Annotated in this window: 25 protein-coding genes; 23 read left to right on the forward strand and 2 right to left on the reverse strand. The window is 49.4% G+C overall.

Annotated elements, in window-relative coordinates; translation table 11 throughout:
* The first annotated feature begins 32 nt into the window (after window positions 1-32).
* Both flgK and flgL read left to right on the forward strand, forming a co-directional pair.
* Window positions 33-2,150 carry a flagellar hook-associated protein FlgK gene (flgK, locus tag DS731_RS06275; RefSeq protein WP_119500522.1) on the forward strand — a complete coding sequence of 706 codons (2,118 nt, stop codon included), beginning with the start codon at window positions 33-35 and terminating at the stop codon, window positions 2,148-2,150.
* An 8-nt stretch (window positions 2,151-2,158) separates the two neighbouring features.
* Window positions 2,159-3,385: a flagellar hook-associated protein FlgL gene (gene flgL / locus DS731_RS06280; protein WP_119500523.1), complete on the forward strand. Its 1,227-nt coding sequence runs from the start codon at window positions 2,159-2,161 to the stop codon at window positions 3,383-3,385.
* Here flgL and DS731_RS06285 read toward each other — a convergent pair.
* A complete protein-coding gene (locus DS731_RS06285; protein WP_119500524.1) occupies window positions 3,353-4,336 on the reverse strand; it encodes a hypothetical protein in 984 nt (327 codons plus the stop codon). The two genes, flgL and DS731_RS06285, sit on opposite strands and share 33 nt — an antisense overlap.
* A gap of 225 nt (window positions 4,337-4,561) precedes the next feature.
* Between DS731_RS06285 and DS731_RS06290 the strand changes: the two genes are divergently transcribed.
* Together DS731_RS06290 and DS731_RS06295 are read left to right on the forward strand one after the other, a co-directional pair.
* Entirely contained in the window at window positions 4,562-5,401 is an 840-nt protein-coding gene (locus tag DS731_RS06290; RefSeq protein WP_119500525.1) for a flagellin N-terminal helical domain-containing protein, read from the forward strand.
* A gap of 753 nt (window positions 5,402-6,154) precedes the next feature.
* Entirely contained in the window at window positions 6,155-6,988 is an 834-nt protein-coding gene (locus tag DS731_RS06295) for a flagellin N-terminal helical domain-containing protein (protein ID WP_119500526.1), read from the forward strand.
* A 200-nt stretch (window positions 6,989-7,188) separates the two neighbouring features.
* Here DS731_RS06295 and DS731_RS21880 read toward each other — a convergent pair whose 3' ends face one another.
* Entirely contained in the window at window positions 7,189-7,362 is a 174-nt protein-coding gene (locus DS731_RS21880) for a hypothetical protein (RefSeq protein ID WP_161599112.1), read from the reverse strand.
* Window positions 7,363-7,783: 421 nt separating this feature from the next.
* Between DS731_RS21880 and DS731_RS06300 the strand changes: the two genes are divergently transcribed.
* The 19 genes from DS731_RS06300 to DS731_RS06390 all read left to right on the forward strand — a co-directional run bounded on the left by DS731_RS06300 (window position 7,784) and on the right by DS731_RS06390 (window position 24,797).
* Window positions 7,784-8,608, forward strand: coding sequence for a flagellin N-terminal helical domain-containing protein (locus DS731_RS06300; RefSeq protein ID WP_119500527.1), 825 nt, complete (start codon window positions 7,784-7,786; stop codon window positions 8,606-8,608).
* An 82-nt stretch (window positions 8,609-8,690) separates the two neighbouring features.
* Complete coding sequence (locus DS731_RS06305) at window positions 8,691-9,134, forward strand: flagellar protein FlaG (protein ID WP_232373497.1); 444 nt, start codon at window positions 8,691-8,693, stop codon at window positions 9,132-9,134.
* Window positions 9,135-9,147: 13 nt separating this feature from the next.
* Entirely contained in the window at window positions 9,148-10,590 is a 1,443-nt protein-coding gene (gene fliD / locus DS731_RS06310) for a flagellar filament capping protein FliD (RefSeq protein WP_119500529.1), read from the forward strand.
* 16 nt (window positions 10,591-10,606) lie between these two features.
* On the forward strand, window positions 10,607-11,035 hold the full coding sequence (fliS, locus tag DS731_RS06315) for a flagellar export chaperone FliS (protein WP_119500530.1): 429 nt from the start codon (window positions 10,607-10,609) through the stop codon (window positions 11,033-11,035).
* Window positions 11,032-11,343, forward strand: a complete 312-nt coding sequence (locus DS731_RS06320; protein ID WP_119500531.1) for a hypothetical protein — start codon at window positions 11,032-11,034, stop codon at window positions 11,341-11,343. Before fliS ends, DS731_RS06320 begins: the two co-directional genes overlap by 4 nt.
* 68 nt (window positions 11,344-11,411) lie before the next feature.
* Window positions 11,412-12,410: a UDP-N-acetylglucosamine 4,6-dehydratase (inverting) gene (pseB, locus tag DS731_RS06325; protein WP_119500532.1), complete on the forward strand. Its 999-nt coding sequence runs from the start codon at window positions 11,412-11,414 to the stop codon at window positions 12,408-12,410.
* Window positions 12,407-13,552 carry a UDP-4-amino-4,6-dideoxy-N-acetyl-beta-L-altrosamine transaminase gene (gene pseC / locus DS731_RS06330; protein ID WP_119500533.1) on the forward strand — a complete coding sequence of 382 codons (1,146 nt, stop codon included), beginning with the start codon at window positions 12,407-12,409 and terminating at the stop codon, window positions 13,550-13,552. Before pseB ends, pseC begins: the two co-directional genes overlap by 4 nt.
* Window positions 13,549-14,241: a pseudaminic acid cytidylyltransferase gene (gene pseF / locus DS731_RS06335; RefSeq protein ID WP_119500534.1), complete on the forward strand. Its 693-nt coding sequence runs from the start codon at window positions 13,549-13,551 to the stop codon at window positions 14,239-14,241. The genes pseC and pseF overlap by 4 nt, the downstream gene beginning before the upstream one ends.
* Before the next feature lie 4 nt (window positions 14,242-14,245).
* A complete protein-coding gene (locus DS731_RS06340; RefSeq protein WP_232373498.1) occupies window positions 14,246-15,217 on the forward strand; it encodes a glycosyltransferase family 9 protein in 972 nt (323 codons plus the stop codon).
* A complete protein-coding gene (gene pseI, locus DS731_RS06345) occupies window positions 15,210-16,265 on the forward strand; it encodes a pseudaminic acid synthase (RefSeq protein ID WP_442858441.1) in 1,056 nt (351 codons plus the stop codon). The genes DS731_RS06340 and pseI overlap by 8 nt, the downstream gene beginning before the upstream one ends.
* A gap of 24 nt (window positions 16,266-16,289) precedes the next feature.
* Window positions 16,290-17,318 (forward strand): UDP-2,4-diacetamido-2,4,6-trideoxy-beta-L-altropyranose hydrolase, encoded by a 1,029-nt coding sequence (pseG, locus tag DS731_RS06350; RefSeq protein ID WP_150154253.1) that lies wholly within the window; start codon window positions 16,290-16,292, stop codon window positions 17,316-17,318.
* A complete protein-coding gene (locus DS731_RS06355) occupies window positions 17,315-17,890 on the forward strand; it encodes a GNAT family N-acetyltransferase (RefSeq protein WP_119500538.1) in 576 nt (191 codons plus the stop codon). The genes pseG and DS731_RS06355 overlap by 4 nt, the downstream gene beginning before the upstream one ends.
* 18 nt (window positions 17,891-17,908) lie before the next feature.
* Entirely contained in the window at window positions 17,909-18,148 is a 240-nt protein-coding gene (locus tag DS731_RS06360) for an acyl carrier protein (RefSeq protein WP_119500539.1), read from the forward strand.
* Window positions 18,132-18,899: an SDR family NAD(P)-dependent oxidoreductase gene (locus tag DS731_RS06365; RefSeq protein ID WP_119500540.1), complete on the forward strand. Its 768-nt coding sequence runs from the start codon at window positions 18,132-18,134 to the stop codon at window positions 18,897-18,899. The genes DS731_RS06360 and DS731_RS06365 overlap by 17 nt, the downstream gene beginning before the upstream one ends.
* The gene (locus DS731_RS06370; RefSeq protein ID WP_119500541.1) at window positions 18,896-20,278 is read left to right on the forward strand and encodes an AMP-binding protein; all 1,383 of its coding nucleotides are present in this window, start codon (window positions 18,896-18,898) and stop codon (window positions 20,276-20,278) included. The genes DS731_RS06365 and DS731_RS06370 overlap by 4 nt, the downstream gene beginning before the upstream one ends.
* Window positions 20,265-21,374: a LuxE/PaaK family acyltransferase gene (locus tag DS731_RS06375; protein WP_119500542.1), complete on the forward strand. Its 1,110-nt coding sequence runs from the start codon at window positions 20,265-20,267 to the stop codon at window positions 21,372-21,374. Before DS731_RS06370 ends, DS731_RS06375 begins: the two co-directional genes overlap by 14 nt.
* Complete coding sequence (locus tag DS731_RS06380; RefSeq protein WP_119500543.1) at window positions 21,371-22,564, forward strand: acyl-CoA reductase; 1,194 nt, start codon at window positions 21,371-21,373, stop codon at window positions 22,562-22,564. The genes DS731_RS06375 and DS731_RS06380 overlap by 4 nt, the downstream gene beginning before the upstream one ends.
* Window positions 22,561-23,514, forward strand: a complete 954-nt coding sequence (locus DS731_RS06385) for a glycosyltransferase family 2 protein (RefSeq protein ID WP_119500544.1) — start codon at window positions 22,561-22,563, stop codon at window positions 23,512-23,514. The genes DS731_RS06380 and DS731_RS06385 overlap by 4 nt, the downstream gene beginning before the upstream one ends.
* Complete coding sequence (locus tag DS731_RS06390; RefSeq protein ID WP_119500545.1) at window positions 23,511-24,797, forward strand: glycosyltransferase family 2 protein; 1,287 nt, start codon at window positions 23,511-23,513, stop codon at window positions 24,795-24,797. The genes DS731_RS06385 and DS731_RS06390 overlap by 4 nt, the downstream gene beginning before the upstream one ends.
* Window positions 24,798-24,808: the final 11 nt, after the last annotated feature.

Here is a 24,808-nt window from a genome sequence, read left to right on the forward strand (position 1 = left end):
CCTTTTGATGTTCTGTTACGGAGTGTCACACCATGATCCGCACTGACCTTTTTAATATTGCTAACAGTGGGGTTACCGCCAGCAGCAAACTGCTGAATACAACGTCGAATAACATAGCTAACGTAAACACGGAAGGCTACGTCCGCGAGCGCACGGTATTTGAAAGTACAATTTTAGGTGGTGTGGGTAAAGGCACAACGGAACGGGTTATCAGCATTTTTGCGCAAAACCAGTTGCGCCGTGATATTACCTCTGTTGGTGAGCTGGAAACCTTCGTGGAGAAAACCAACTCGCTGGATAATCTGCTGGCCAGTGAAGCCAACTCCATTGCAGACGGTCTGAGCCAGTTTTTTGCTGCTATACAAACGGCGTCTGATGATCCGACTAACCTTGCCTCCCGGGAAGCGGTGCTGGGTAAGGCTTCCGGATTGTTATCCCGCATGAGCACGTTATCTGACTTCATGGAAGCGAAAGAAGAAGAGCTGAACCTGGAATTCACCAGCCAGATTGAACGGGCGAACAGTTTGATTGCCAGTATCGGTGAATTAAATACCGCCGTTCTGACAGCCAGAGGCGGTAGCGGCGAAGAACCGGGAGCATTGCTCAACGAACGTGACAAGGCGATCAACGAACTGGCTGAACTGATGTCAGTAGAAGTGCGTGAAAATCAGTATGGCTCAGTGGTGGTAAATTTATCATCCGGAGAGTCGCTGGTACTGGAAGATGGTAGTTTTAATCTATTCGAGCTGGGCAATGATGCCGATCTGACTTTCAAGGAACTGCAACTCACCACCAATTTTGCTAATAAACAGAATACTGCCATCAACGTGAATGAAAAAGATCTTGGCGGTTCGCTGGGTGGCTTATTCCGTTTTCGCGATGAAATTCTCGGACCGGCACAACGTGATATTGGCCAGATGGCGCTGGCGATGGCTGATGCGGTGAATCAGCAAAACCGTCTTGGTATGGATTTAGACCTGCAGCTTGGCGGTGATATTTTTTCCATGCCGGAGTTTACCGGTTTACCGTTCAGCGGAACACCGGATAACTTACCCGTACGGGCACAGGTAACGGCAGGGCAGGGTAATCAGCTTACCGACGCAGATTATAAAATTACCGTGGATGCGGTAAACGGCGCAGGCTTTCCCACTTCAGTGACGGTTGAGCTGTTAAATGGTGATGGTACGCCGAAGAAAGACGCTTCCGGCGCTGATGTGGTATTTACCGGGATCTCAGTCGGAGCCGGTTTCAACGAATTGCCGGGTGGCATTGAGGTCGAGTTTCAGGCTGCTACGGGCTACAGCGTCGACAATGAATTTTTGATCCAGCCGTCTAAATATGCGGCATCCGATCTGACGCTGGCAACGGACCGGCCGGAAGATCTCGCCTTTGCTGCTCCACTGCGGGCAGAAGCCAGCTTATCTAACCTTGGTGATGCCACGGTCAGTAAAGTGTCCATAAGTAATACTACCGTTGATGCTGCCTTAGGCGCTGAGGCGTCTGCCTTTGACGGCGCCGGCGGTATACACAGTGCGGCAGCTGCACCGGGTGGTACTGTCGGTGCACCGGCGCAAATCGTATTTACCTCTGCCAGTGATTTTCAGGTGCTGGACGATGCAGGTAACGTCATAACCAACGTATCCGGTGTGACCAGTTTCGACAATTTGCTGGCACAGGCGGAAGCGAATGGCACAGGGCCCGCCTGGCCGGCCGCGTTCAGTGCGCTGGATGATTATCCCGGTTACGATGTCAGCCTGAGCGGTATTCCTGTTGCGGGAGATTCTTTTAATCTGACCTATAATACTGACGGGATTGCTGACAATACTAACGCCGAAGAAATGGCGGCGTTACAGCGCGAAAGCCTGGTACAATTAAGCAGTGACAGTTCGAATAAACAGCGTACTTTTCATGATGCTTATTCGTCGCTGGTTGGACGGGTCGGTGAGAAATCTGCTACGGCACAAATTTCTCTGGATGCCGCTGAGGCGATGAAAGTTCAGTCGGAAAACTGGTTTGATTCCACATCCGGCGTAAGTCTGGACGAAGAAGCGGCGAACCTGGTTCGCTATCAGCAATCCTACGCTGCAGCAGCCCGCATTCTCACCACGGCTCAGGAGTTGTTCGATACGATTTTATCGGCAGCGAGGTAATGTAACTTATGCGTATTTCAACTAATCAGATTTACGATCAAAATATCCGCGCCATCATGGATAACCAAAAAGGCCTGGCAGATACTCAGGAAGCACTGGCGACCGGGAAAAAACTAAATCGTCCCAGTGACGACCCTGTGGGAGCTGCAAAGGTTATCCGTATCACCGAACAACTGGATAAGCTTACTCAGTATCAGCGCAACAATGACTTGCTGACCAATGCCCTGGAACAACAGGAAGCAGTGCTGACCAATATTAATGATTCGCTGAACCGTGCACGGACTCTGGTCGTGCAGGCGGGCTCCGGCATCATGACCGACGAAGATAAACGGGCAATCGGCGTGGAACTGGAACAAATCCGTAATGAGGTGTTCGATTTGATGAACACGCAGGATGCTGCCGGCAACTATATTTTCGCCGGCTATCAGTCGCAGCAGCAGGCTTTCACCTTCAATCCCGCAGCCACCGGTAATGCTATTTTCTATACCGGCGATTCAGGGGCGACATCAGTGAAGCTTTCAGACAGTGTGACGGTGCAGCGCAGCACGTCCGGACAGGAAGTGTTTGAAAATGTGCTCAGTCGTTTTGATTTCACTGTAACCGGTTCTGCCGGCGCCACCGTGCAAACGGCGAAGGTGGGAGAGCAGGGCACGTTTGATCAGTTTTACGAAAATAACTATGACCCGGTGACAGCGGCAAATAATAATTACCAACTGACAGTACTGGGTACCGGACAGGTACAGTTAACGAATACCGGTACCGGTGCCGTGGAAGGTACAGTAGATTTCACGTCCGGAGAGCCGTTCACCATTAAAGGGATGGCATTTACCCTTGACGGAACCACCGGAGACACGGTGAATTTCTCTTTGGATACGCCGGTGAAGAAAAACGTGGCCGAAACGCTGAATGATATCGCTAATCAGCTGATTAATGATTCGTTAAGCGGCGATGCGTTAACGGATGCCCTCGGCGATGCGCTGGTGGGGCTGGACAATGGCATGGAACGTATTAATCTTGAGCGTTCATCGCTGGGGGGCCGGATGAACGTGGCGGAGTCGATATATGAAACTAATCTGGACTTAGAAATCACCGCAAAAGATGCCCGTGCACAGATTGAAGAAACTGATTATGCAGAAGCGTCAGCAGAGTTTGCTAAACAGGAAGCTGCGCTGAGCGCAGCCCTGGCAACATTCCCGAAAGTCTCAAACCTTTCCCTGTTTAATTATATCTCTTAACTTATTAACGCCTGAAACCCGTGCGAAATACACGCGGGTTTCATCGTCGGCGTGGCCTGAATAATAGCTGATAAACAGTGTGTCGTCCTGAATCACAAGGCCGGGATAGCTGTTATCTCCACCGGACGGTAAAGTGAGGCAGGGCACCAGTGAAGCCTTCGCCAAATCCAGCAACCAGATTTGTGTCACCAGTTTTTTGCCCGTCCATTGTCTTCCGGCTACCAGTGCATATCCCTCCGTCAACATTACCATGGCAGGTCCGCCAATATAGGTTTTTAAATCCCGCCAGTACCAGCGGTTATACGGTGGCTTGCTTGTGCCTAACTGCGCGGTAAAACTGTCTGCATCGCGTCTGACCAGTGCGGTAATCACACCGTCACTGCTAATGTGCATGTCACTTTCATTAGGGTACCCCAACTTATCTCTTGCCAGAGACATCGCCGGTATGGGGTGACGCTGCATATTTTTGCCGGGATGACCGGTAAATAACGTCAGTTGCTGAGGACCGCCATGGTAAGCAAGGCCCAGCGCTTTGTTGTTTTGCCATATAATCCGCCATATCCACCAGTGTTGCTCTCCGAAGAAACGGGGAGAGGACCAGCTTTTTCCGGAGCCGGAAAACCAGCTCACCATCTGAAAACGGTTTCCCCGTGTCGCCTGAGTCACCGGACGGGCAAATGCAATTAACCATAATCGCCCGTTATCATCGCGGGAAAGTTTAGGATCCCGCAAATCGTAACCCGGTAACGACAATCGCTGTCTGTCTGTCACCCGTCCGTCACCGGTCACCGACGTCACCTCAATCCTGCCATCATCACTGACATGGGTCAGTGCCTGGCGGTAACAGCAAAGAAATGTTTCACCATTTTCTATCAGTCCGGTAAAGGCAGAGTGGGCATACGGGCTGGATATGCGGCAAAGACGATCAATTTTTAAAATTTTTTCGGACATAGAAAATAGTTATAAAACCAACGTGTTAACTAAGTATAGGCGGCAAATGTCTGCCGCTCTACGGCAATTTTTGTATTTTTTTATTAAAGGGAAATCCCCCCATGTCGATAACACTACTGAGAGAGCCAGTTCATCAATTACCCCTCAGGTTTTGGTGACTACTAATTTGTAATCGCCGGTAGTTCCGGCAGCCAGCCCTGCTGGACTGAGAGTGTAGGAGAGACTATGTCTTTGTACGTTAATACAAATGCGTCTGCATTAAACGCACAGCGTCAATTATTTGATGTTGGTAATTCCCTGAGCACCTCTTTTGAGCGTCTGTCATCTGGTTTCCGGATTAACAGTGCAAAAGACGATGCCGCTGGTCTGCAAATCACAGACCGTATGACTACCCAAATTCAGGGCCTGAATCAGGCCGTACGTAATGCCAATGACGCGATTTCTCTGTCACAGACAGCAGAAGGTGCGTTAGATGAGACCACAACTGCGCTTCAGCGTATCCGCCAGCTTGCGGTTCAGTCTCAAAACGGTATCAACAGTTCTGCTGACCGTCTGGCGCTGCAAAAAGAAGTGTCTGCACTGAAAACAGAGATCACCCGTATTTCTACGGACTCTCAGTTCAACGGTGTTGATATCTTAACCGGTGGTTTCTCAGCGCAGTTCCTGGTTGGTGCGAATGCCGGTCAGACTATCTCTGTAAACCTTTCTGCTGCCAATCTGGCGGGCATAAATGGCTTCAGTGCCGGCGGCCTGGGCATGAGCGATGCGACTGTTGCTACCGTTGCCGGCGCGTCAAGCGTGCTGGACGCCGTTGACAGCGCAATCTCTGCGATTGGTGGTGTACGTGCTGACTTAGGTGCGCTGCAAAACCGTTTCCAGTCTACTATCCGTAACCTGAGCAACATTTCAGAAAACGTATCTGCAGCACGTTCACGTATCCGTGATACTGACTTCGCTTCAGAAACCGCTGACCTGACCCGTAACCAGATTATCCAGCAGGCAAGTACTACAGTATTGTCACAGGCTAATCAGCGTCCTCAGGCAGCCTTACAGTTACTGGGTTAATCACCCGTATAGCTGAAAACGCATGGGAATGAAGCCGGGAGGTAGTGACTCGTAAGGCCCTTTGCGTGAGAATACGCTCATTCTCTCCTAACGAAGAGCGGTTGGCCGGACAATTTGTCCGGCCATTTTTTCCTTTAAAATCAATCATCCTCAAAAAATCCCATCTCTTTTCTCTGCTTTTTTTAAAAAAAGGCTAAAGAAAATTTCGTCCCCGTACGATACATAAAGCAAAGGGGCACGGTACAAAAATAATAATCATCCGGCTACCTTCAGAAGAACAATAAAGTGACAAGAATAAAAACAATATTTGTCACCGCCGGGAAAGAATAAAAGCAATATATCCGGCAACAAAAATCGTTAGGAGATGACAGGTAAGTGGCAATATTTTGACAAGCCCGCTTACTCCGGCAAAACAACCGAACATTGCCGGCTATCATCAGACCAGATAATTTTCCTCAAAAATTAGAAGAATAAAGGTTAGGGAAAATTTAGATTGATAATGATAGTAAGTACTTACTAGTTGATGGGGCCGACCGGCAGGAATGAAGCCAGGAGGTAGTGAGAGGTATGAGGTCTGGAACAACATACCTGCCTGTCAGCAGAGCGTGACGCTCAACTCCCGGGAGTGACCCGGAAGTGTCAGAGAATTATCACTGACATAGCTTATCAAGCATACGCTGTGCCAGATTTTAAAAAACCGGTGTTGATAAAAAAGATAAATACAACACTTACTTAAATTGTTAGGAGAGACCCATGAGTCTGTATGTAAACACCAACGTGTCATCTTTGAATGCACAACGACAATTGTTTAACACTGGAAGTTCACTGACAACTGCGTTCGAACGCTTGTCTTCCGGTTTCCGTATCAACAGTGCCCGCGACGATGCTGCAGGTCTGCAAATCTCTGACCGTATGACGTCACAAATCATGGGTCTTGATCAGGCAGTTCGTAACGCAAATGACGGTATTTCACTTGCTCAAACCGCTGAAGGTGCGATGCAGGAAATTACCAACGCATTACAGCGTATTCGTGTACTGGCTATTCAATCCCAGAACGGTATCAACAGTTCTGCGGACCGGTTGGCACTGCAAAAAGAAGTATCTGCGCTTAAGTTTGAAATTTCCCGTATCGCACAAACTACCCAGTTTGCCGGTGTGGATATTTTGACGGGCGGCTTTTCTTCAGCCTTCCTGGTCGGAGCGAACGCCGGGCAAACAATTGGTGTGAATATTTCACGTGCCGGTGGTTATGGCTTCTCGGGACTGACCAATGGTAATAGCCAGCTTAACGTGCTTACTGAGTCTAACGCTTCGGCGACGTTGACAGCGGTGGATGCGGCTATCTCCAATATTGATGCTAAACGGGCAGATCTCGGTGCGATACAGAACCGTTTTCAGTCAACTATCCGCAACCTGAGCAACATTTCGGAAAACGTATCAGCGGCAAGATCCCGCATACGTGATACAGATTTTGCCACCGAAACGGCAGAGCTTACCCGCAATCAGATCCTGCAACAGGCAAGTACAACTATATTGTCACAGGCAAACCAGCGTCCGCAGGCAGCGTTATCTCTGCTCGGAGGTTAATAAGGAATAGAGCGCAATACCCTGCGTAATTATAAAGGGTAAAAAATGGGGGGTAGGAAATGAGAGGCCAGCCCATGAAAAACGGCCCCCGGGTGGGGGCCGTAGCAAGAAAACGCCGGCTAACAGGACTGAGAGGTAGAAGTGTTGGTTGAGAGGCCAGTTAATTCTACTAATTTTCCTGCCAGCCGACTGGAAACATTTTAAAAGTTTGCTCTATCTCCTAACGTGAGCAAATTGGCCGGAACATCTGTTCCGGCCTTTTTTATAGGATGTACCGGAACACCGTAATTTGCTTCTCTTTTTAAGAGCGAAACTTTTTCATCAAACGGCGATGATGAATCCCCCGGCATTATTTTCATACCTGAAGTCTTCATTCTAATCTTAGCATTTCCTGTGCCAACTAATTGTCAAATTGTTGGCGTTTGCATCAGTTATGTATTTTCTCTGATACACAAGTTGTGCCAGTTATACTTTTCTATTTTGCACATTTTTGCCCGTTCGCAAACTAAATATCTTTATCAATACTCCTCTAAAACTACTTTTCAGCTGTTTTTAATCATATAAAATATTTATAAATCAATGGCTTGAAATTATTTTAAATTTTTTTCGAAAAAAAGCTAAAGATCCTCAAGAAGTCGCCGATACCTATAGCTGAGGGGTAATTTAATTACTTTAATGCGATTCACCGAATGTGTTCGCTAAGAGGGGATTCAATGGGAGTAGTGACCCGGAGAATCTGAACAGGAAGGATTTGATTGTAGCATTGTATGCAACGGATCCCCAGGAGGTATTCAAATGTCTTTATACGTAAATACAAATGCTTCTGCTCTCAACGCACAGCGTCAGTTGTTCGATGTAGGCAATAAGCTAAGCACATCTTTTGAAAGACTGTCGTCAGGTTTCCGCATTAACAGTGCTGCCGATGACGCAGCCGGTCTGCAAATTTCCGATCGTCTGACTACGCAGGTTCAGGGCTTAAACCAGGCTGTGCGTAACGCAAACGATGCTATTTCATTAACGCAGACTACTGAAGGTGCGTTAGCTGAGGTAACAACCAGTCTACAGCGTATCCGTCAGCTTGCTGTTCAGTCACAAAACGGTATTAACAGCTCAGCTGACCGCGCGGCGCTGCAAAAAGAAGTAGCAGCACTGCAAACTGAAATTTCCCGTATTTCTACCGACACTCAGTTTGGTGGTGTTGACCTGCTGAAAGGCGGTTATTCTGCCGCGTTCCTGGTAGGTGCAAATGCCGGTCAGACTATCAGTGTGAACCTGTCACGCACCGGTGGTTACGGTGCTTCAGGTCTGGGCGTTGGTACATTGTCAATTGCTACTGTAGACGGTGCAACGTCCGCTTTAACGGCCATTGATAACGCTATTTCTACTATCGGTGCTGCACGGGCAGACCTGGGTGCATTGCAAAACCGCTTCCAGTCTACTATTCGTAACCTGAGCAGTATTTCTGAAAACCTGTCAACTGCACGTTCACGTATCCGTGATACTGACTTTGCGTCTGAAACTGCAGAACTGACCCGTAATCAGATCATCCAGCAGGCTTCTGTTTCTGTGCTGAGTCAGGCTAATCAGCGTCCACAAACAGCTCTGTCTCTGCTAGGATAATAGTAGAGAGCCGTACTTGAAAGGCTAAGGGGAAACAGGGAGTTCTGTTTCCCGTCTGAGCCGTTTGAGAATGGAGGTAAACGTGGAAATTGCAAATTTACAAGTTGGCCAAAATTTTGCTGCTTCAAACCTTACAGAAGTGCAGTCTCAACGTGTGCAAACACCTGCCCCTGCAAACCAGAATGCATCAGCAACCGATAAGCAACAGGAAGAGCGTAATTCTTCCCGAAATGCTCAAGGTGTGACCGATGCTGCCGATATAGTAAGCATAGAGGGTCAGGCTCAGCAAGACATCGAAGTTGCTGCGCGTGAGGTGGAAGCATTCCTACAGGTTCAGAATCGAAACCTGGCATTTTCCGTTGACGAAAATACTAATCGTTCAGTGGTTACTGTTAAAGATTCTGAGTCTGGTGATGTCATCCGGCAGATCCCTTCCGATGAAGTGTTAAAGCTCGCGGAACGGATTAAAACCTTGCAGGAAGATGTTGGCAGCAGTGTAGGAGTGCTGGTAAACAACAAAGTTTAAATGAGGTAAGCAAATGACTATTCAATCGTTAGGTGTTGGTTCCGGACTTGCGCTTGACGATCTGGTCACGCAACTGCTTGAGGCCGAAAGGACGCCGAAAGAAGAGCGCCTGAACGAGCGTGAAGATCGTATTGAAGCTGAAATTTCTGGTCTCGGGCAGGTTAAATCCTTATTGTCCGATTTTAAGGACGCAGTCGATAAACTGCGCAGCGATAACGACATCAATGGTCGTGAGCCTACTATTACCAATCCTGATGAAGATGTAGAGATCCTTTCTGCAGATGCATCAAATTCTGCCCTGCGGGGCAGCTATGAAATTGCCGTAGAGCAGCTGGCAACGGGCAGCCGTATTGTCACTGATGACGGTAATTTCTCTTCTTCTTCCGATGCTGTATTGAGCTCCGGTTCAGGTTCCCTGACGTTTAATGTAGGGGCATCCGGCGATTCCTTTACTATCAACGTGTCTGCCGGTATGACTCTGGCGCAGTTGCGGGAAGCTATTAACAACAGTGAAGATAATTTCGGTGTGAATGCCAATATTATCGACACGGGCACATCGGCCGGCCCCAAGCTGGTTTTTACATCTGATGTGACCGGAGACGGTAATGATCTGGAAATTGTCAATGACACCGGTGCGGCAGAACTCAACCGCGTGGCAACAAGCAGCTCAACCTCTGCCGGTTTAATCTCTCCGTCTAATATCACGTCTGCGACCAATGCCCGGGCTACCATCGACGGTATCGTGGTAGAGAGCAGTACCAACGAATTTGAAAACACTATCCAGAACGTTTCTTTTGAAGCGGAGCGCGTGTCACCAAAATCGGCTGATGGCCTGAGCTTTCAGACATCAACATTAGAAATTGGTTACGACCGTGACGGCCTGGATAAAAAGATCCGTGATTTTGTCGACACCTATAACAGCGTTATCAAAGAGTTGCAGAACCTTACCCGTTACGGTGAATCTGAACTGGAAGATGACGGTGATCTCGCCGGCGACTCGCTGATGCGGGGCATCATGACCGGACTGGGTTCGATTGTCGGCGGCAGTGTTTCATCCTCTGCGCTTGGCGGTTTATTCCAGTTGGGTGTAGAGCTTAATTCCGATGGTGAGCTGGAAATCGGTGACACAGATTTCGGTCTGGGCTCCGGTAATGAGCGCCTTGAAGATGCACTTGAAGATAATTTTGACGAAATAGCCAAATTATTTACTGATGAAAACGAAGGTATTGCCGTTAAACTCTATGAGTTCACTGATCAATACACGTCATACAGTGGATTAATCAGTTTAAGAGAGCGTGCAGCGAAGGATGACCGGGATCAGCTTTATGATGACCGTGAGCGTCTGGAATTAAGAATGGCAAACTACGAACAAATTTTGCGGGATAAATATCTGGCCCTCGACCAGACCGTTTCGCAATTGAATTCGACAGGCTCTGCACTGCTGGCATCTCTGTGATAAGTGAGGAATTATAATGGCACTGACAGGCATAAACGCATACCGCAAGGGTAACCTGAAACAAGATATCGCAAATGCTGATCCCCATAAGTTGACGCTTATGTTGATGCAAGGCGCACTGGACCGGTTAGCGTTTGCAAAAGGCGCAATGGAGCGTAAGGAATTTGCCGCTAAATCTGAGTTTCTTTCCCGCGTGACGGCAATTCTGATGAATCTTCGTGACACACTGGATTTGGATGTGGGCGGGGAAGTCGCAGAAAACATGTACTCACTTTATGAGTATATGATTGAGAGAACAGGGGAAGCTCACGTACGGAATGACTTGCAGATCCTGGATGAAGTGATTAGCCTGTTAACTCCCATTCGTGATGCCTGGGTACAGATTCCTCAAGCCGCTAAAGAGGAAGCGTACGAAGCACAGCGTCAAAAACGACAGGCCGTGTGAATATACAATTAAATCATGAGTTTACTCCTCAGGCGCTGGCAGACATTAATGCTGAAATCCTGCAGTGCCTGACGGACGATGACGAAGAAGCCCGCTACAATACTTTGCTGTCTTTGATGACCCGGCGTGATACGGTTATTCAATCCCACCTTAGAAATTCAGACCCAGAAACGGCAAGATCTTTTGCAGAACAGGAAGTTACCGTCAATAATATGTTAAAAGAAATGGCGCAGACTTTGCTAAAATCAGCCAAAGACGATGTCAGCCAATTTCTGAGAAGCCAGAAGGCGGTAAAAAAATACCGTTAAGTCTGGCTGTACGATGCGCTGAATCTTGACTTGCAGCCTTAGGGCTCACGCTTTGTGGGAACACGAATATGTTCAATGATAAAAATATTTTGATTACCGGTGGTACAGGCTCTTTTGGGAAAAAGTTTGTCAGTCACTTACTCAAAAATTACTCACCCCGAAAAATCATCATTTATTCCCGCGATGAATTGAAACAGTTTGAAATGCAGCAGCGCTTTAATGACAGCTGCATGCGTTACTTCATTGGTGATGTCAGAGATAAAGAACGTCTGATCACTGCCATGAGAGATGTGGATTACGTGGTCCATGCGGCAGCACTGAAGCAGGTACCGGCGGCAGAATACAATCCTAATGAGTGTATAAAGACCAATATCAACGGCGCGCAAAATGTCATCGATGCCTGCATCGCAAATAAAGTATCCTGGGTCATTGCGTTATCCACCGATAAAGCTGCCAATCCGGTTAATCTGTACGGCGCAACGAAGCTGGCTTCGGATAAACTCTTTGTGGCAGCCAACAATATTTCCGGAGCCAACGGTGCAAGATTCTCGGTAGTACGCTACGGCAATGTAGTCGGCTCCCGCGGTTCGGTAGTTCCTTTTTATCGTCAGTTGCTCAGTGAAGGGCGGGACAAGTTGCCGGTGACTCATCCGGAAATGACCCGTTTCTGGATCACTCTGGATGAAGGGGTGGAATTCGTGATTAAAAACTTCTCCCGCATGCAGGGAGGAGAAATCTTCGTTCCTAAAATACCCTCAATCCGTATCGTCGATCTGGTGGAAGCCATGAGCGGTAAACGGGAATACGAAACCATCGGAATACGCCCGGGTGAAAAACTTCACGAGGTCATGGTGCCTGAAGAAATGGCACATCATTCTATTGAGTTCGATGACCACTTTGTTATCGCACCGGCAATTACTTTTTTTGATAAGAATGTGGATTACTTCAAAAATCGCACCGGTGAGCGTGGTAAAGCCGCAGAAGAAAAGTTTGAATATCATTCCGGTAAAAATCCACATTTTTTGTCAGTGAAAGAGCTTCGTGAACTGGATAAGCTCACCTCATGATCCCTTACGGTAAACACACTATTGCTAAAGAAGATGTGGATGCCGTGGTACAGGTGCTGGAAAATGAGTTCCTGACCCAGGGCAAGCAGGTACCGGCCTTTGAGCAGGCCTTGTGTGACTATACCGGGGCAAAATACGTGGTCGCCTGTAACAGCGGCACGTCAGGACTTCATATTGCTTGTCTGGCCGCCGGCGTGGGGGCCGGAAATTTAGTATGGACAGTCCCGAACTCCTTTGCGGCTTCTGCCAATGCAGCGTTGTATTGCGGGGCTACTGTGGATTTTGTCGACATTGACCCTGTCACCCGTAATTTAAGTGTGGATGCCCTTACCGCTAAACTGGAAAAAGCGTCTGCTGCCGGTAACGTGCCTGACGTGCTTATTGCTGTGCATTTTTCTGGTAGTAGCTGTGACATGAAAGCGATTGCTGATTTATGTCGCCCGCTGAATATTACGATCATTGAAGACGCTGCCCACGCGCTGGGAGGTAAAGATGCCGGGGGAAACCGTGTCGGCTCTTGTGTTTACTCCGACATGGTCGTGACCAGTTTTCATCCGGTGAAATCAGTGACCACAGCAGAAGGCGGGGCGGTGTTGACGGGTTCCCAGCTACTGGCGGATAAACTTCGTTTGTATGCCAGTCACGGTATTACTAAAGAGCCGGCAACCATACCGGCCGGGCATGACGATGAACCCTGGTTCTACGCGCAAATACATTTAGGCTTTAACTACCGGCTGAGTGACCTGCACGCGGCGTTAGGTGTGGCACAAATGGGCAGACTGGACAGTTTTGTCGCAGAAAGACGCGCCAGAGCAGCCAGATATCATGAGGCACTGGCGTCATTGCCGGTAAAACGTCCGTTGTTCGATAACAACAGTGCGTGGCATCTCTATATGATTGAAGTGGACCCGGCGCAGCGCACAGCCATTTTTAATACCCTGAGAGCCGCTGGTATCGGCGTAAATGTTCATTACATCCCTATACATCTTCATCCTTATTATCAGGCTTTGGGGTTTGGCGCAGGTGACTTTCCTGTCAGTGAACAATATTACCGCGGGGCACTGACGTTGCCCTTATATCCTTTACTCACAGACAGCGAGCAGCAAAAGGTGATTGACTGTCTGAAAGAGGTATTACTGTGAACATTGCCATTATTCCGGCACGGGGCGGCAGCAAACGGATAAAAGGTAAAAATATCCGGAATTTTGCTGGCAAACCGCTCATTGCTTATTCTATAGAAGCGGCGCTGAAAGCCACTGTTTTCGATGATATTGTCGTATCTACCGACAGCGAAGAAATTGCCGCTATCGCAGAAAAGTACGGTGCCAGTTATGTTATCCGTCGCCCGGCGTCGCTGGCTGATGATTTCACCGGCACTGCGCCGGTAGTGTGTCATGCTATTGATACTTATCAGGACGATAAGGGGCAGGTCGACAACGTATGTTGTATCTATGCCACAGCGCCTTTTTTAAGTGCCACATACCTGAAAGAAGGGTTGTCACGGCTGAACGACAATTCTGACATGCACTTTGCTTTTTCAGTCACAACGTTTCCCTTCCCGATCCAACGGGCAATCCGGTTACATGGCAAAGGGGTGCTTCCTTTCGATGCCAGCAAAATGGCTACCCGTTCTCAGGATTTGACCGAGAGTTTTCACGATGCCGGCCAGTTTTACTGGGGGAAAGCTTCTGCCTGGCTGACAGATAAGCCTATGTTTGCGCCTACCAGTATTCCCGTGATCCTGCCCCGCCATCTGGTACAGGATATTGATACCCCGGAAGACTGGGAAAGGGCTGAACTCATGTACCGCGCGTATATTAAGACAGAATAAATTTATGCAGGAAAAAATACTCATAATCAGAATGCTGGGACTTGGCGATGTCACTTGTGTGGGGATCCCGGCTATCCGCTACGTAAAAACAAAATTCCCCGGAGCCAGTATTCACGCACTGACTTATGCCGCCGGTGAGGAGTTACTGAAGCTGGCAGAACCGGACATTACCGTTCACGCGCTGAAACAGGGAGAGTGGCCGGAAAACATCGTAGATGCCATGCAAACGTTTCTCGGGCTGGCTGAACAGATTCTGGCTGAAGAATATACTCAGATCATCAATCTCGACACCTGGTTTATGCCGTGTTTCCTCGCCCGTTTCTTAAAAGACGCCGGTGAACCAGTAATTGGTAATACCATGAGTATCAGTGTGGCTGAACTCGTTGATAAATTTCAGAAGCAAACTCTGTCACCGGATTACGTTAATTTACCTGCTCAGTATATGCAAAGCAGCTGGATGAGCATGGCACAATGGCATACAACCTGGTGGGAGTACGGGCAGGTACCTGAGCGGGGGTATCCTGAATTTTATCTCAGACGTTGTTGCGGATTCAGTACTATCGACATGGACATGACCATTGATGTGGAAGCCGACAGTCATCTTGCCGGTCTCAACCAGCCTGTGGTTGCCATGGCGACCGGCGCAAGAACTGCGGAGCGGAATTACCCTCACGGAGAGGCGCTCAAAGCGCTTCTTGAAGCACAGGGCGTTCATGTCTGGACCGGTTTTGACGGGCGTTGCTCTATGCGTCAGACGTTATCACAACTCAAAGCAAGTCAATTACTGATAACCGTGCCTTCTGCGCCGCAGTGGCTGGCAACGGCCACCGGCACGCCGTCTCTGGTTATCAGCGGCAATGTCGATCCAAGAACGCTGATGCCCGAGTATGCCACTGACATGTCAGATGTGGCTGTTGAACCTGAGCAGATCGCACAGGGCGTGATGAATATCTTAGAGGGGAATGCCGGTGCATGATGTAAAAATTGGTGACCGTTTAATCGGCCCGGATGAACCTCCGTTCATTATCGCAGAACTGAGCGGCAACCACAGTCAGGACTTTGACCTTGCCTGTGCGATGGTGGATGCTGCAGCTGAAGCCGGTGCTCATGCTATTAAATTGCAAACCTACACCGCCGACTCCATGACGCTGGACGTTGCTACCGACGATTTTGTGATTTCAGAAAAAGACAGTCTGTGGCATGGCGAATCTTTGCACGCGTTATATCAAAAAGCGGCAACGCCTTATGAGTGGCACAAACCACTGTTTGACCGGGCAAAGGCGCTGGGTATGCTCGCTTTCAGCTCTCCCTTCGATGGTGAAGCTGTGGATTTCCTCGACAGTCTGGACGTGCCGTGTTTTAAAATTGCGTCGTTCGAGCTGACTGATTTACCCCTTATCGCCAGGGCCGCGAGTAAAGGGAAGCCCCTGATCATGTCTACGGGCATGGCAAGCCTTGCTGAAATTGAGCAGGCCGTTCACTGTGCCCGCCGCAACGGGTGTGACAATATCGTACTGCTGAAGTGTACCAGTACCTATCCGGCAGACCCCGGCAATACTAATCTGAACACTATTCCCAATATGCTCAGCGCTTTTCACTGTCAGGTGGGATTGAGTGATCACACCGGCGGTATCGGGGTGGCAGTGGCTTCCGTCGCGCTGGGCACCACTGTTATTGAAAAACATTTCGTGCTGGATCGCAGCGCCGGTGGTGTGGATGCGGCTTTTTCACTGGAGCCTGCAGAACTAAAACTGCTGGTCACTGAATCTGAACGTGCCTGGCAAGGCATGGGGCAGGTTCGTTACGGAGGCAGTCAGGCTGAGGAAGCGGCAAAACAATACCGCCGCTCAATTTATATAAGCGCAGATGTGAATATTGGTGACACGCTGGATGAGTCTAACCTGAAAATTGTCCGGCCGGCTTTTGGCCTTGCGCCAAAGCACTGGCAGGAAGTCCTTGGCAGTAAAGCCCGTACCGCGTTGAAAAAAGGCACCGCGCTCAGGTGGGAACATCTGGAGAAATGAGCGCCCTGAAGTGAGAATCTTTAAGTGAGACCTATAGTATTCAGAGTCAGTGTGTCGCCCGCGATTGGAATGGGACATCTGATGCGTTCGCTGGCACTGGCTCAGGCGGCCGGAAGCTACGATATTCCCTGCCATTTTTTTACAGATAAGGGCGGCAGGGCGCTGGCTGTAGCAAGAAACGACTGGATTTATCCGGTGACGGAAGTGCCCTGTGGTAGTGATGATGACGAAAGTCGCTGGCTGACAGAACAGGCAAAGCGCATGAATGCCTCAGTTGTTGTGGTTGACGGCTACGATATTCCGGCTGCCTCATTGAGCGGACTGCGCGGGGCAGGGATCCCTGTGATGGTCATGGATGACGGACAGCTTAGCCAGGTCGCGCAGGCCTCGCTGGTGGTAAACAGCACCACTTCGTCACTGGATGCACACTATCAGGAAATTAACCCGGCAGTAAAAATTTGTTCCGGACCCGATTACCGTTTGATGAGACTTGAATTTCAACGGGGCGATAATCCGCCTCAGGACAAGCGCTTTGGCATCGCCGTTTGTATCGGCGGCAGCGATCCGAAAGGGCTGACCGTCCCGTTAATTAATGCGTTGTCTGATGTACTTAATGATGTGCCGGTGCGGGTAATTACCGGTGCGGCGTTTAATGATATCAGTGCGCTGAATGAGGCAATAAAAGCGAGTCCGCTGGCGATTCAGCATATACACAATTGTCAGGATATGGCCGATGTGTGGCGGCACAGTAAGCTTGCTGTCAGTGCCGCCGGAGGCAGTCAGTTTGAACTGGGCGTATGCGAAACACCTTCAGTACTGCTGATGGTGGCAGAAAACCAGAGAACGGCGACTGAGCAGGCTCAGCAGGAAGGCTGGTGTACCACCTTTGACTGTACCGGTGATGTGCCTTTTGATGAAATTGCCGGCACAGTGCATGCACTCTGGCAGCAACCCGGTAAGCTGGAAGCCATGCAGCAGGCAGTAAAAGGTAAGTATCACGCTGAGGGGGCGTTTAATGTCCTTAATGCTATCGCAGAGGTTATTCAGCCATGAGGCAGGAATCTCTGGTTACAGCACCACGTATTGAAGCCTGGCAGGTTACCTTAAGGCCGCTGGAAGAGGGAGATCTGGATAAATTAAGGCAGTGGCGGAATAGCGACTACGTGCGTGAGAAGATGGTGTCTACATCACTCATCACTGCGGAACAACAAGCTGCATGGTTTCAAAAAATCAGCCACGACCCGTCTCAGATGCACTGGATTATTGAATACAAAGGGCGGCCTGTTGGCTCAACCAATGTGAAAGTGCCGGTCATCGGAGAAACGGTAGTCTCCGCCCGGGTATTAGAGCCCGGTTTATATATTGGTGAACCCGATTATCAGGGTAACATTCTGGCTTTCGCTCCCACTCTGGCGATGTATGATTATTGTTTTTCCCACTTCAGCGTGACCGAATTTTCGGCGGCGGTAAAACCGGATAACGACGCCGCACTGAAATATAACCGTCAGTTGGGCTATGAAATCAGCGGTCAGGACGATTTTGTTCGCTTGCGCTTGCAAAAAGAGGTCTATGAGCGGCAAACTGTTACACTGAAATCTTTCTTGTCGCGTCCGCGCAAGTCTTAGTCAATAAAGAGGTTTTTTGTGGATAATCAGCAAAAGCTCGTACAGTCATTTGTTCAGGCTCTGGGGATCGGTGCAGAGCGGGTCACGGATGAACTGACCTACAATACTATTAAAGAGTGGGATTCTACTGCACACATGATCCTGATCTCCGAGCTGGAAAACACCTTTGATGTCATGCTCGATACCGACGACATTATTGATATGAGTTCCGTGGGCAAAGCGAAAGAGATCCTGACAAAGTATGACGTCCAATTCTGAATCTATCCTGCTTAAAGGTGGCTCGGTACTGGTAACAGGGGCTACCGGTGATATCGGCCGTGCCATTGTAAACGAGTGTGTGCAGGCCGGTGCCGCAGTATTTGCTGCCGGGCGCAATGAAGCCAAACTGGCTGCGCTGGTAAATCAGTATGAATCACGGGTGATCCCGCTGAACTATGACGTGACTGACGAAAAAGCGGTTAAAGACGCCTTTCGTCAAATTCAGAAACAACAGAATCAAAGTGATATCGGTCCGTTAACCGGCCTGGTTAATAATGCCGGCATTATGGAAGAAGCCGCTTTTACCGTAAGCGGTATGGACGCGTTAAAGTCACAGCTGAATGTGAACTTCCTTGCCCCTTATCAGCATATGCAACTGGCCAGCCGCTTAATGGCGCGCCACCGACATGGCAGTATTGTGAACATTGTGTCTCAGATTGGCGAAATGGGCGCTACAGGCATGAGTGCCTACGGTGCCAGTAAAGCTGCGCTGAGCGGAGCAACCAAATCGCTGGCGAAAGAACTGGCGGCAGTGGGGATCCGTGTGAATGCGGTATCTCCGGGCTTCATCGATACAGGACTTACCGCGCATTATGAAGAGGATGCCAGGGCTGAAGTTGAAGCCAGAATTACCATGAAAAGGGCTGGCCGTGCCGGTGATGTGGCGCGGGCTGTTGTATTTTTACTGTCCCGTCAGTCGGCTTATACGACGGGTCATACCTTGCCCGTGGACGGGTTATTTTATCCGTGAGCGTTGTGTTCCCTGAGGATGTGTTTGCCTGCAACAGTGAAAAGGCGGCACTGATCACAGACGAAGGGAGCTGCTCTTACGCTGAGCTGCAAAGGCATATTGCAGAGTGGCAGGAAAAACTCAGTAGCACCGTGGAGCGACCGTTAGTGGCACTGGCCATGTGCGGTAATGTTGATTCTGTAAGTTGCTACCTGGCCTGTCTGAAATCGGGCTTTCCTGTGGTGCTGTTTCACCCCGGTTTGTCCGCAGCGGGACAACAGGCATTAATCACCAGGCTCACCCCCAATTTGCTGGTGGCAGATAACAGCCTGACCGTAAAACACCAGCGGTGCATACCTGTGGCCGGGGAACTGGCACTTTTGCTTACCACATCGGGTTCAACCGGTGGTGGAAAGTTTGTTGCTTTATCCCGTGAAAACCTTGCTGCGAATACGGCCTCTATCTGTGGTTATCTGCCAGTTACGTCAGAAGATAAAACCCTGCTTACCATGCCCCTCTCTTATTCTTACGGGTTGTCAGTGTTAAACACCCATCTGGCAAAAGGGGCGACAGTCAGATTGACTTCACTCACGCCTATGGACCGTGCATTCTGGACGTTGCTCAAAGATGAAGGGGTGACGTCACTGTCCGGCGTACCGTCTTTTTATGAAATGCTGCTGCGCTTGCGGTTTAACCGCCAATTGTTGCCGGAACTTGCCTATTTCACACAGGCGGGTGGCAAGCTCAAAGAAGCCGGGGTTAAAACCCTCGCTGAATATGCCGATAAACACAACAAGCAATGTTTCATCATGTATGGACAAACAGAGACGACCGCGAGAATGGCATATCTCGACCCACATACCGTGTTACGCAAACCTTCAGCAGCAGGTAAAGCGATACCGGGCGGCAAATTGTCACTTTGTGATGAATATGGCCTGCTTATCAGTGAGCCCGGCGTAACGGGTGAACTGCTGTATGAAGGAAAAAATGTCATGCTGGGGTATGTGTCTGATCATACCGATCTGGCAGTGTTTTCTCCTTCCGCTGTGTTACATACCGGTGATTTAGCCTTTTTCGATGAAGACGGCGACTACACCATAACAGGCCGCCTGAAACGCATTATTAAACTGGCCGGTGAACGGGTGAATCTGGACGGACTGGAAGCGTTATTTGCAGAGCAGGGTCTGGAAGTTAAAGTGGCCGGTGAGGACAACTTTCTTGTCACAGCATGTCGTGAAAGTGAGATGTCAGAAGCTGAAAGTCGTCTTAAATCTCTGGTATCCGCGCCGCCTGCCTACTTAACGGTACGGGCATTTTCAGACTGGCCATTGCTGGGTAACGGAAAAACAGATTATCAGGCTATTTTGAAAGCAGGAAGGGATAAGCATGATAACGGCTGATACTGCGCCTTTTCCAAAGTCTTATGAAGACGCTTATAACCTGCTGCTCAGCGAACCCGTGTATGGCCTGCCTCAGGCAGAGAAAAGTCGCTTACTGTGTCATGTCACGTCATTGCTGCATCAGCATCATCTTACACATTGTGATGCATATCATCAGCTTTTCGCTTCGTCCACGGAGACCTTCCATGATTACAGCGACTTACCTTATCTGGCTGTGCGGCTTTTCAAACTGATGCATCTTAGCAGTGTGGCACCCCAAAATGTGTTTAAAACCTTGCAGTCATCCGGAACGACCGGTCAGGTGACGGCGAAGGTGACTCTGGATAAAGAAACCAGCGGCAGACAATCGAAAGCGCTGGTTACCATCATGCAGCAATTTATTGGTAAACAGCGTTTACCTATGCTGATCATTGATTCGCCGGATGTACTCAAAAGTCCTCATCTCTCAGCCCGGGGAGCCGGCGTCGGCGGCATGGCTTTTTTTGGCCGCGGACATACCTATGCACTGAACACTGATAAGACGCTGAATCATAAGGCGGTCAAGGAATTTGCAGATAAGTATGCCGGACAACCGGTGCTGGTGTTCGGCTTTACCTTTATGGTGTGGTTACACTTCGTGGAAGCGCTTAAAGCAGACGGTATTGCGCTTAATTTATCTAAAGGGATCCTTATTCACAGTGGCGGATGGAAGAAGTTGCAGGACAAACAGGTCAGTAACCGTCAGTTTAAAGACACCGTGCGTACCGTTACCGCCATCACAAAAGTGCATAACTTTTACGGCATGGCAGAGCAGGTGGGTAGTGTATTTGTGGAATGTGAAGAAGGTCACTTACATGCACCTTCGCTGGCGGATGTGGTGATCCGCGATCCCCGTACGCTGGCAACCTGCGGCCCTGACGAACCCGGTATTATTCAGGTTATATCGGCGTTGCCTCACAGTTATCCCGGTTACAGTTTACTGACTGAAGATCGTGGCAAAATTCTGGGTGAAGATGATTGTGCCTGCGGACGTAAAGGACGATATTTCGAAGTCACCGGACGGTTGCCGAAAGCAGAATTGCGGGGTTGCAGTGATACAGCCGGAGGTGCTGTGTGATTAAAGATTTAATCCGGCAGGAACCGGTATCCGCTGATGCTTTACCTGCAATCAGTGCGCAAAATTTTGCTGTCAGTGCCGCTGACGTGCTGGTATTTACTACTGCGTTGTCGCGCCAGCTCATGACATCATCAGATTGCCGCCAGTATCCTGAACTCATAGCGCTGGGTCACTGGCTCAGACAAGGTAATCTGAATGCGCTGACAGCCAATATAGCAAAGCAAAGTTACCGTCCGCTGGGACTGGTAGTGCATTACACACCGGCGAATGTGGACACCATGTTCATCTACAGCTGGATTTGCGCCTTGCTGATGGGCAACAGAAATCTGGTACGGGTATCAGGCAGAGACAGCGATGTGCAAACGGTTCTGCTGGAAAAGTTACGATACTTGCTGTTGCTACCGGAGCATGCTGCCATCCATGCCGGCAATCAGTTTATCCATTTTGAGCGGGATGACCCTGCCGGTCCGTCAGTGAGCATGCTGGCGGATGCCAGAGTGTTATGGGGCGGAGACGACAGCGTGAGGCAAATACGCGGGTTATCCTGTAAGCCAAGATGCCGGGATATCAGTTTTGCCGATCGATTTTCAGCAGCACTGATAAACGTGGATGCATTAAACAGTGACGGTGCGCAAAGTGCTGATGAAAAGGCAAAAGGCATGGCATCAGCATTGTGGCGTGAATGCGATATGTTTCAGCAACAGGCCTGTTCTTCTCCCCGTATTCTGTTCTGGACGGGAGAAAAGCAAAACTGGAACACATTGACCCGCGCCCTGTCGGGCATCGCGGTTCAGCATGCCCCTTCAATGGTGCAGCGCAACGAGCAGCTAGTGCTCGCCCAGTGGTGTATTGCTGATGGTGCGGCAAGTACAGCGGAGCAATGCGGTGATCTGTCTCTTGTACATATTAATCACTGGCACCATGCTTTGCTGGAACGCCATCAGGGGCATAGTACGCTGTTCTGTATTCATATTGATGATGTACAGGCCATTGCCGGTTACGACCACGCAGGCTGGCAGACATTGTCTTACGCCGGCTTTGAAAAAGAAGTACTTTTTAAGATTATCCGCGCGTTGCCGATACAGGGAATAGACAGGGTAGTACCTCTGGGGAATGCACTTGCTTTTTCTCCGGACTGGGACGGATATGATTTGTTTAGCCAGTTAGGCAGAAAAGTGGTGTTTGAATGAAACTGTCAGTCATTGTACCGGCTTATAATCTTGAGCGTTATATCGGGGAGTGCCTGCGTTCAGTGCTGGACCAGCATGCCGATTTCGATTATGAAGTGCTGGTGTGTGACGATGCATCCACTGACAACACCCGCGAAGAAATTGAAGCGCTGTGTCAGGAGTTCAGTCACTTAAAAGCTATCTTTAAAACGCAAAATGCGGGACTGGCTGAAAATATGAAAACCCTGCTTGGTGAAGCAGGAGGTAAGTACATTGCTTATCTGGATGGCGATGATGTTGCCTTACCGGGTAAATTGCAAAAGCAGGTGGAATATCTCGACAATCACCCTGAATGCCAGATGGTTTTTCATGAGTCTGATATGTTCGATTCGCAAACTAATGAAACCATTCGCCTGTACAGCCAGACTTTCTACAACTGGCAGTACATACCACCACAGTCAGACATCACTCACCTTATCCGCTACGGCACCTACATGCAGGCCAGCAGTGTGATGTTCCGCCGGCATAACCATCTTGCCTGCACCATTGCGACAGACTGCCGCATTATTCTGGATTATCCGTTTTATATCTTAAACGCCGGTTTCCTGAATGCCCGCATCGACTACATGCCGGACGTACTGGGGCGTTACCGTATTCATCCTGACAGCTTTGGCGCGCAAACGCAGCGTAGCGCAGAGCGCCGTGAGCAAAGCCTGCGGGATATCTGTCTTGCCTGTGAACAGGCTGCACAATTTGGTGTAGAGCCGGACATTATTCAGCAGGGTATTGCCCATCATCAGTTTGCCGCTGCTCTGTACTTTCTGTTCCGTGATAACGATGAGAAATTTGTTGAGTGGATAGAAAAATCTGCTGCCTCCGGGCATTTCTTTGATGAACGTCACCGGTTTGCGTTTGGCAACCGGGCAAACCCGTCAAAAGTGAAAGCTTTTATTCGTCAGGGGAGTGCATGATGACAGTCTCCCTGACCGCAGTGATATGCAACTTTAATAAAAAAGACTACCTGAAAGGCTGCCTCGATTCTCTGTTGGCCACACAATCTGATTCACTGAGTATCAATGTGCTCGTGGTGGACAATGCCTCCACCGACGGCAGTCAGCAGATGATTGAAAACGAGTACGGCAAACAGGTGACGCTGATTGCAAAAGCGGAAAATACCGGCGGAGCAGGGGGCTTTGCCACCGGCATGCGTGCAGCAGTGGAAACCGGGGGCGATTTTGTGGCCTTGCTGGACAACGATATTCTTCTCGACACCGACACCTTACTCAAACTGGTTGCGTACTTACAGGCACATTCTGAGGTAGGCGTTGCCGGTGCCAAAATCTGCACCATGGATAATCCGGCTATTCTGCAGGAACTCGGTGCATTTATTGACTGGGAAAACTATGGTGTGAAAACGCCATTAAAGGGCCACAAAGATGATACTTCGCTACCGGACGTTGTGGTCTGCGACTACGTACCTGCCTGTTGTCTGGTCACACGTACAGAGATCATCCGCGAAGCGGGCGTGTTCGATGAAGCCCATTTTATCTATTGGGACGATATGGACTGGTGTACCCGGGTGAAGCTGGCCGGTTATGAAGTCCACGCTATTGCCAGTGCCCGTGTTCAGCATAAGATGGGAGCAGTTCACGCCACCAATACATTCAGTAATTATTACTTTGAGCGTAACCGTTTACGCTTCTTTGCCAGCTACCTGTCAGCAGACGCATTTGCCGACTTTGTGCTGAAGCGTTGTTCCGAGTTAGCGCCACAAGCCTTCTTTGCTCATTACAAAGGGGTAACCAGTCAGGCGATCAGCGCGCAGATCGCGCTACTGGATTTTGCTGCCGGCAATTGGTTTGCTCAAAATGACGGTGTATTGCCGAAATCGCAGTATGATGTGACCGCTTATTTGCCCAAACATTACCGTTACTGTTTATGTGGCGACGATGAGATTAAAGTGGCTCAGGTTCACTGGCAGTTGATTGCCCAGGGGATGGACGCTGACATCGAAGACGCCACAGTGTCCGCACTAAACCAACAACAACTATATGTGGTGGAGCATATTCTGACGGCAACCACCCCAGCTGACGGCTGGCTGATTGACGGATACTTAAATGTCTGTGAATCCGCAAGTCATCAGGCGCTTACACAAAACTATGCGGAATTTTTAGCGGTCTTCAACAGTGTTGAAATGCCGGTATTTATACAGCAGCTGATGCAGGGATATCGGCGTTTTCATCAGCCCCAATAGTCACCCGGTAA

Origin of the sequence: Alteromonas sp. RKMC-009, assembly GCF_003584565.2 — a bacterium.
In the GTDB taxonomy this organism is placed as follows: domain Bacteria; phylum Pseudomonadota; class Gammaproteobacteria; order Enterobacterales; family Alteromonadaceae; genus Alteromonas.

Excerpts from the sequence above, each read along its gene's own strand:
- flgL (WP_119500523.1), top strand. The coding sequence starts at position 2,159 with ATGCGTATTTCAACTAATCAGATTTACGATCAAAATATCCGCGCCATC.
- DS731_RS06390 (WP_119500545.1), top strand. The coding sequence starts at position 23,511 with ATGATGACAGTCTCCCTGACCGCAGTGATATGCAACTTTAATAAAAAA.
- DS731_RS06285 (WP_119500524.1), bottom strand. The coding sequence starts at position 4,336 with ATGTCCGAAAAAATTTTAAAAATTGATCGTCTTTGCCGCATATCCAGC.
- pseB (WP_119500532.1), top strand. The coding sequence starts at position 11,412 with ATGTTCAATGATAAAAATATTTTGATTACCGGTGGTACAGGCTCTTTT.
- DS731_RS06385 (WP_119500544.1), top strand. The coding sequence starts at position 22,561 with ATGAAACTGTCAGTCATTGTACCGGCTTATAATCTTGAGCGTTATATC.
- pseC (WP_119500533.1), top strand. The coding sequence starts at position 12,407 with ATGATCCCTTACGGTAAACACACTATTGCTAAAGAAGATGTGGATGCC.
- fliD (WP_119500529.1), top strand. The coding sequence starts at position 9,148 with ATGACTATTCAATCGTTAGGTGTTGGTTCCGGACTTGCGCTTGACGAT.
- flgK (WP_119500522.1), top strand. The coding sequence starts at position 33 with ATGATCCGCACTGACCTTTTTAATATTGCTAACAGTGGGGTTACCGCC.
- DS731_RS06340 (WP_232373498.1), top strand. The coding sequence starts at position 14,246 with ATGCAGGAAAAAATACTCATAATCAGAATGCTGGGACTTGGCGATGTC.
- DS731_RS06355 (WP_119500538.1), top strand. The coding sequence starts at position 17,315 with ATGAGGCAGGAATCTCTGGTTACAGCACCACGTATTGAAGCCTGGCAG.
- DS731_RS06375 (WP_119500542.1), top strand. The coding sequence starts at position 20,265 with ATGATAACGGCTGATACTGCGCCTTTTCCAAAGTCTTATGAAGACGCT.
- DS731_RS06295 (WP_119500526.1), top strand. The coding sequence starts at position 6,155 with ATGAGTCTGTATGTAAACACCAACGTGTCATCTTTGAATGCACAACGA.
- DS731_RS06365 (WP_119500540.1), top strand. The coding sequence starts at position 18,132 with ATGACGTCCAATTCTGAATCTATCCTGCTTAAAGGTGGCTCGGTACTG.
- DS731_RS21880 (WP_161599112.1), bottom strand. The coding sequence starts at position 7,362 with ATGAAGACTTCAGGTATGAAAATAATGCCGGGGGATTCATCATCGCCG.
- DS731_RS06300 (WP_119500527.1), top strand. The coding sequence starts at position 7,784 with ATGTCTTTATACGTAAATACAAATGCTTCTGCTCTCAACGCACAGCGT.
- fliS (WP_119500530.1), top strand. The coding sequence starts at position 10,607 with ATGGCACTGACAGGCATAAACGCATACCGCAAGGGTAACCTGAAACAA.
- DS731_RS06290 (WP_119500525.1), top strand. The coding sequence starts at position 4,562 with ATGTCTTTGTACGTTAATACAAATGCGTCTGCATTAAACGCACAGCGT.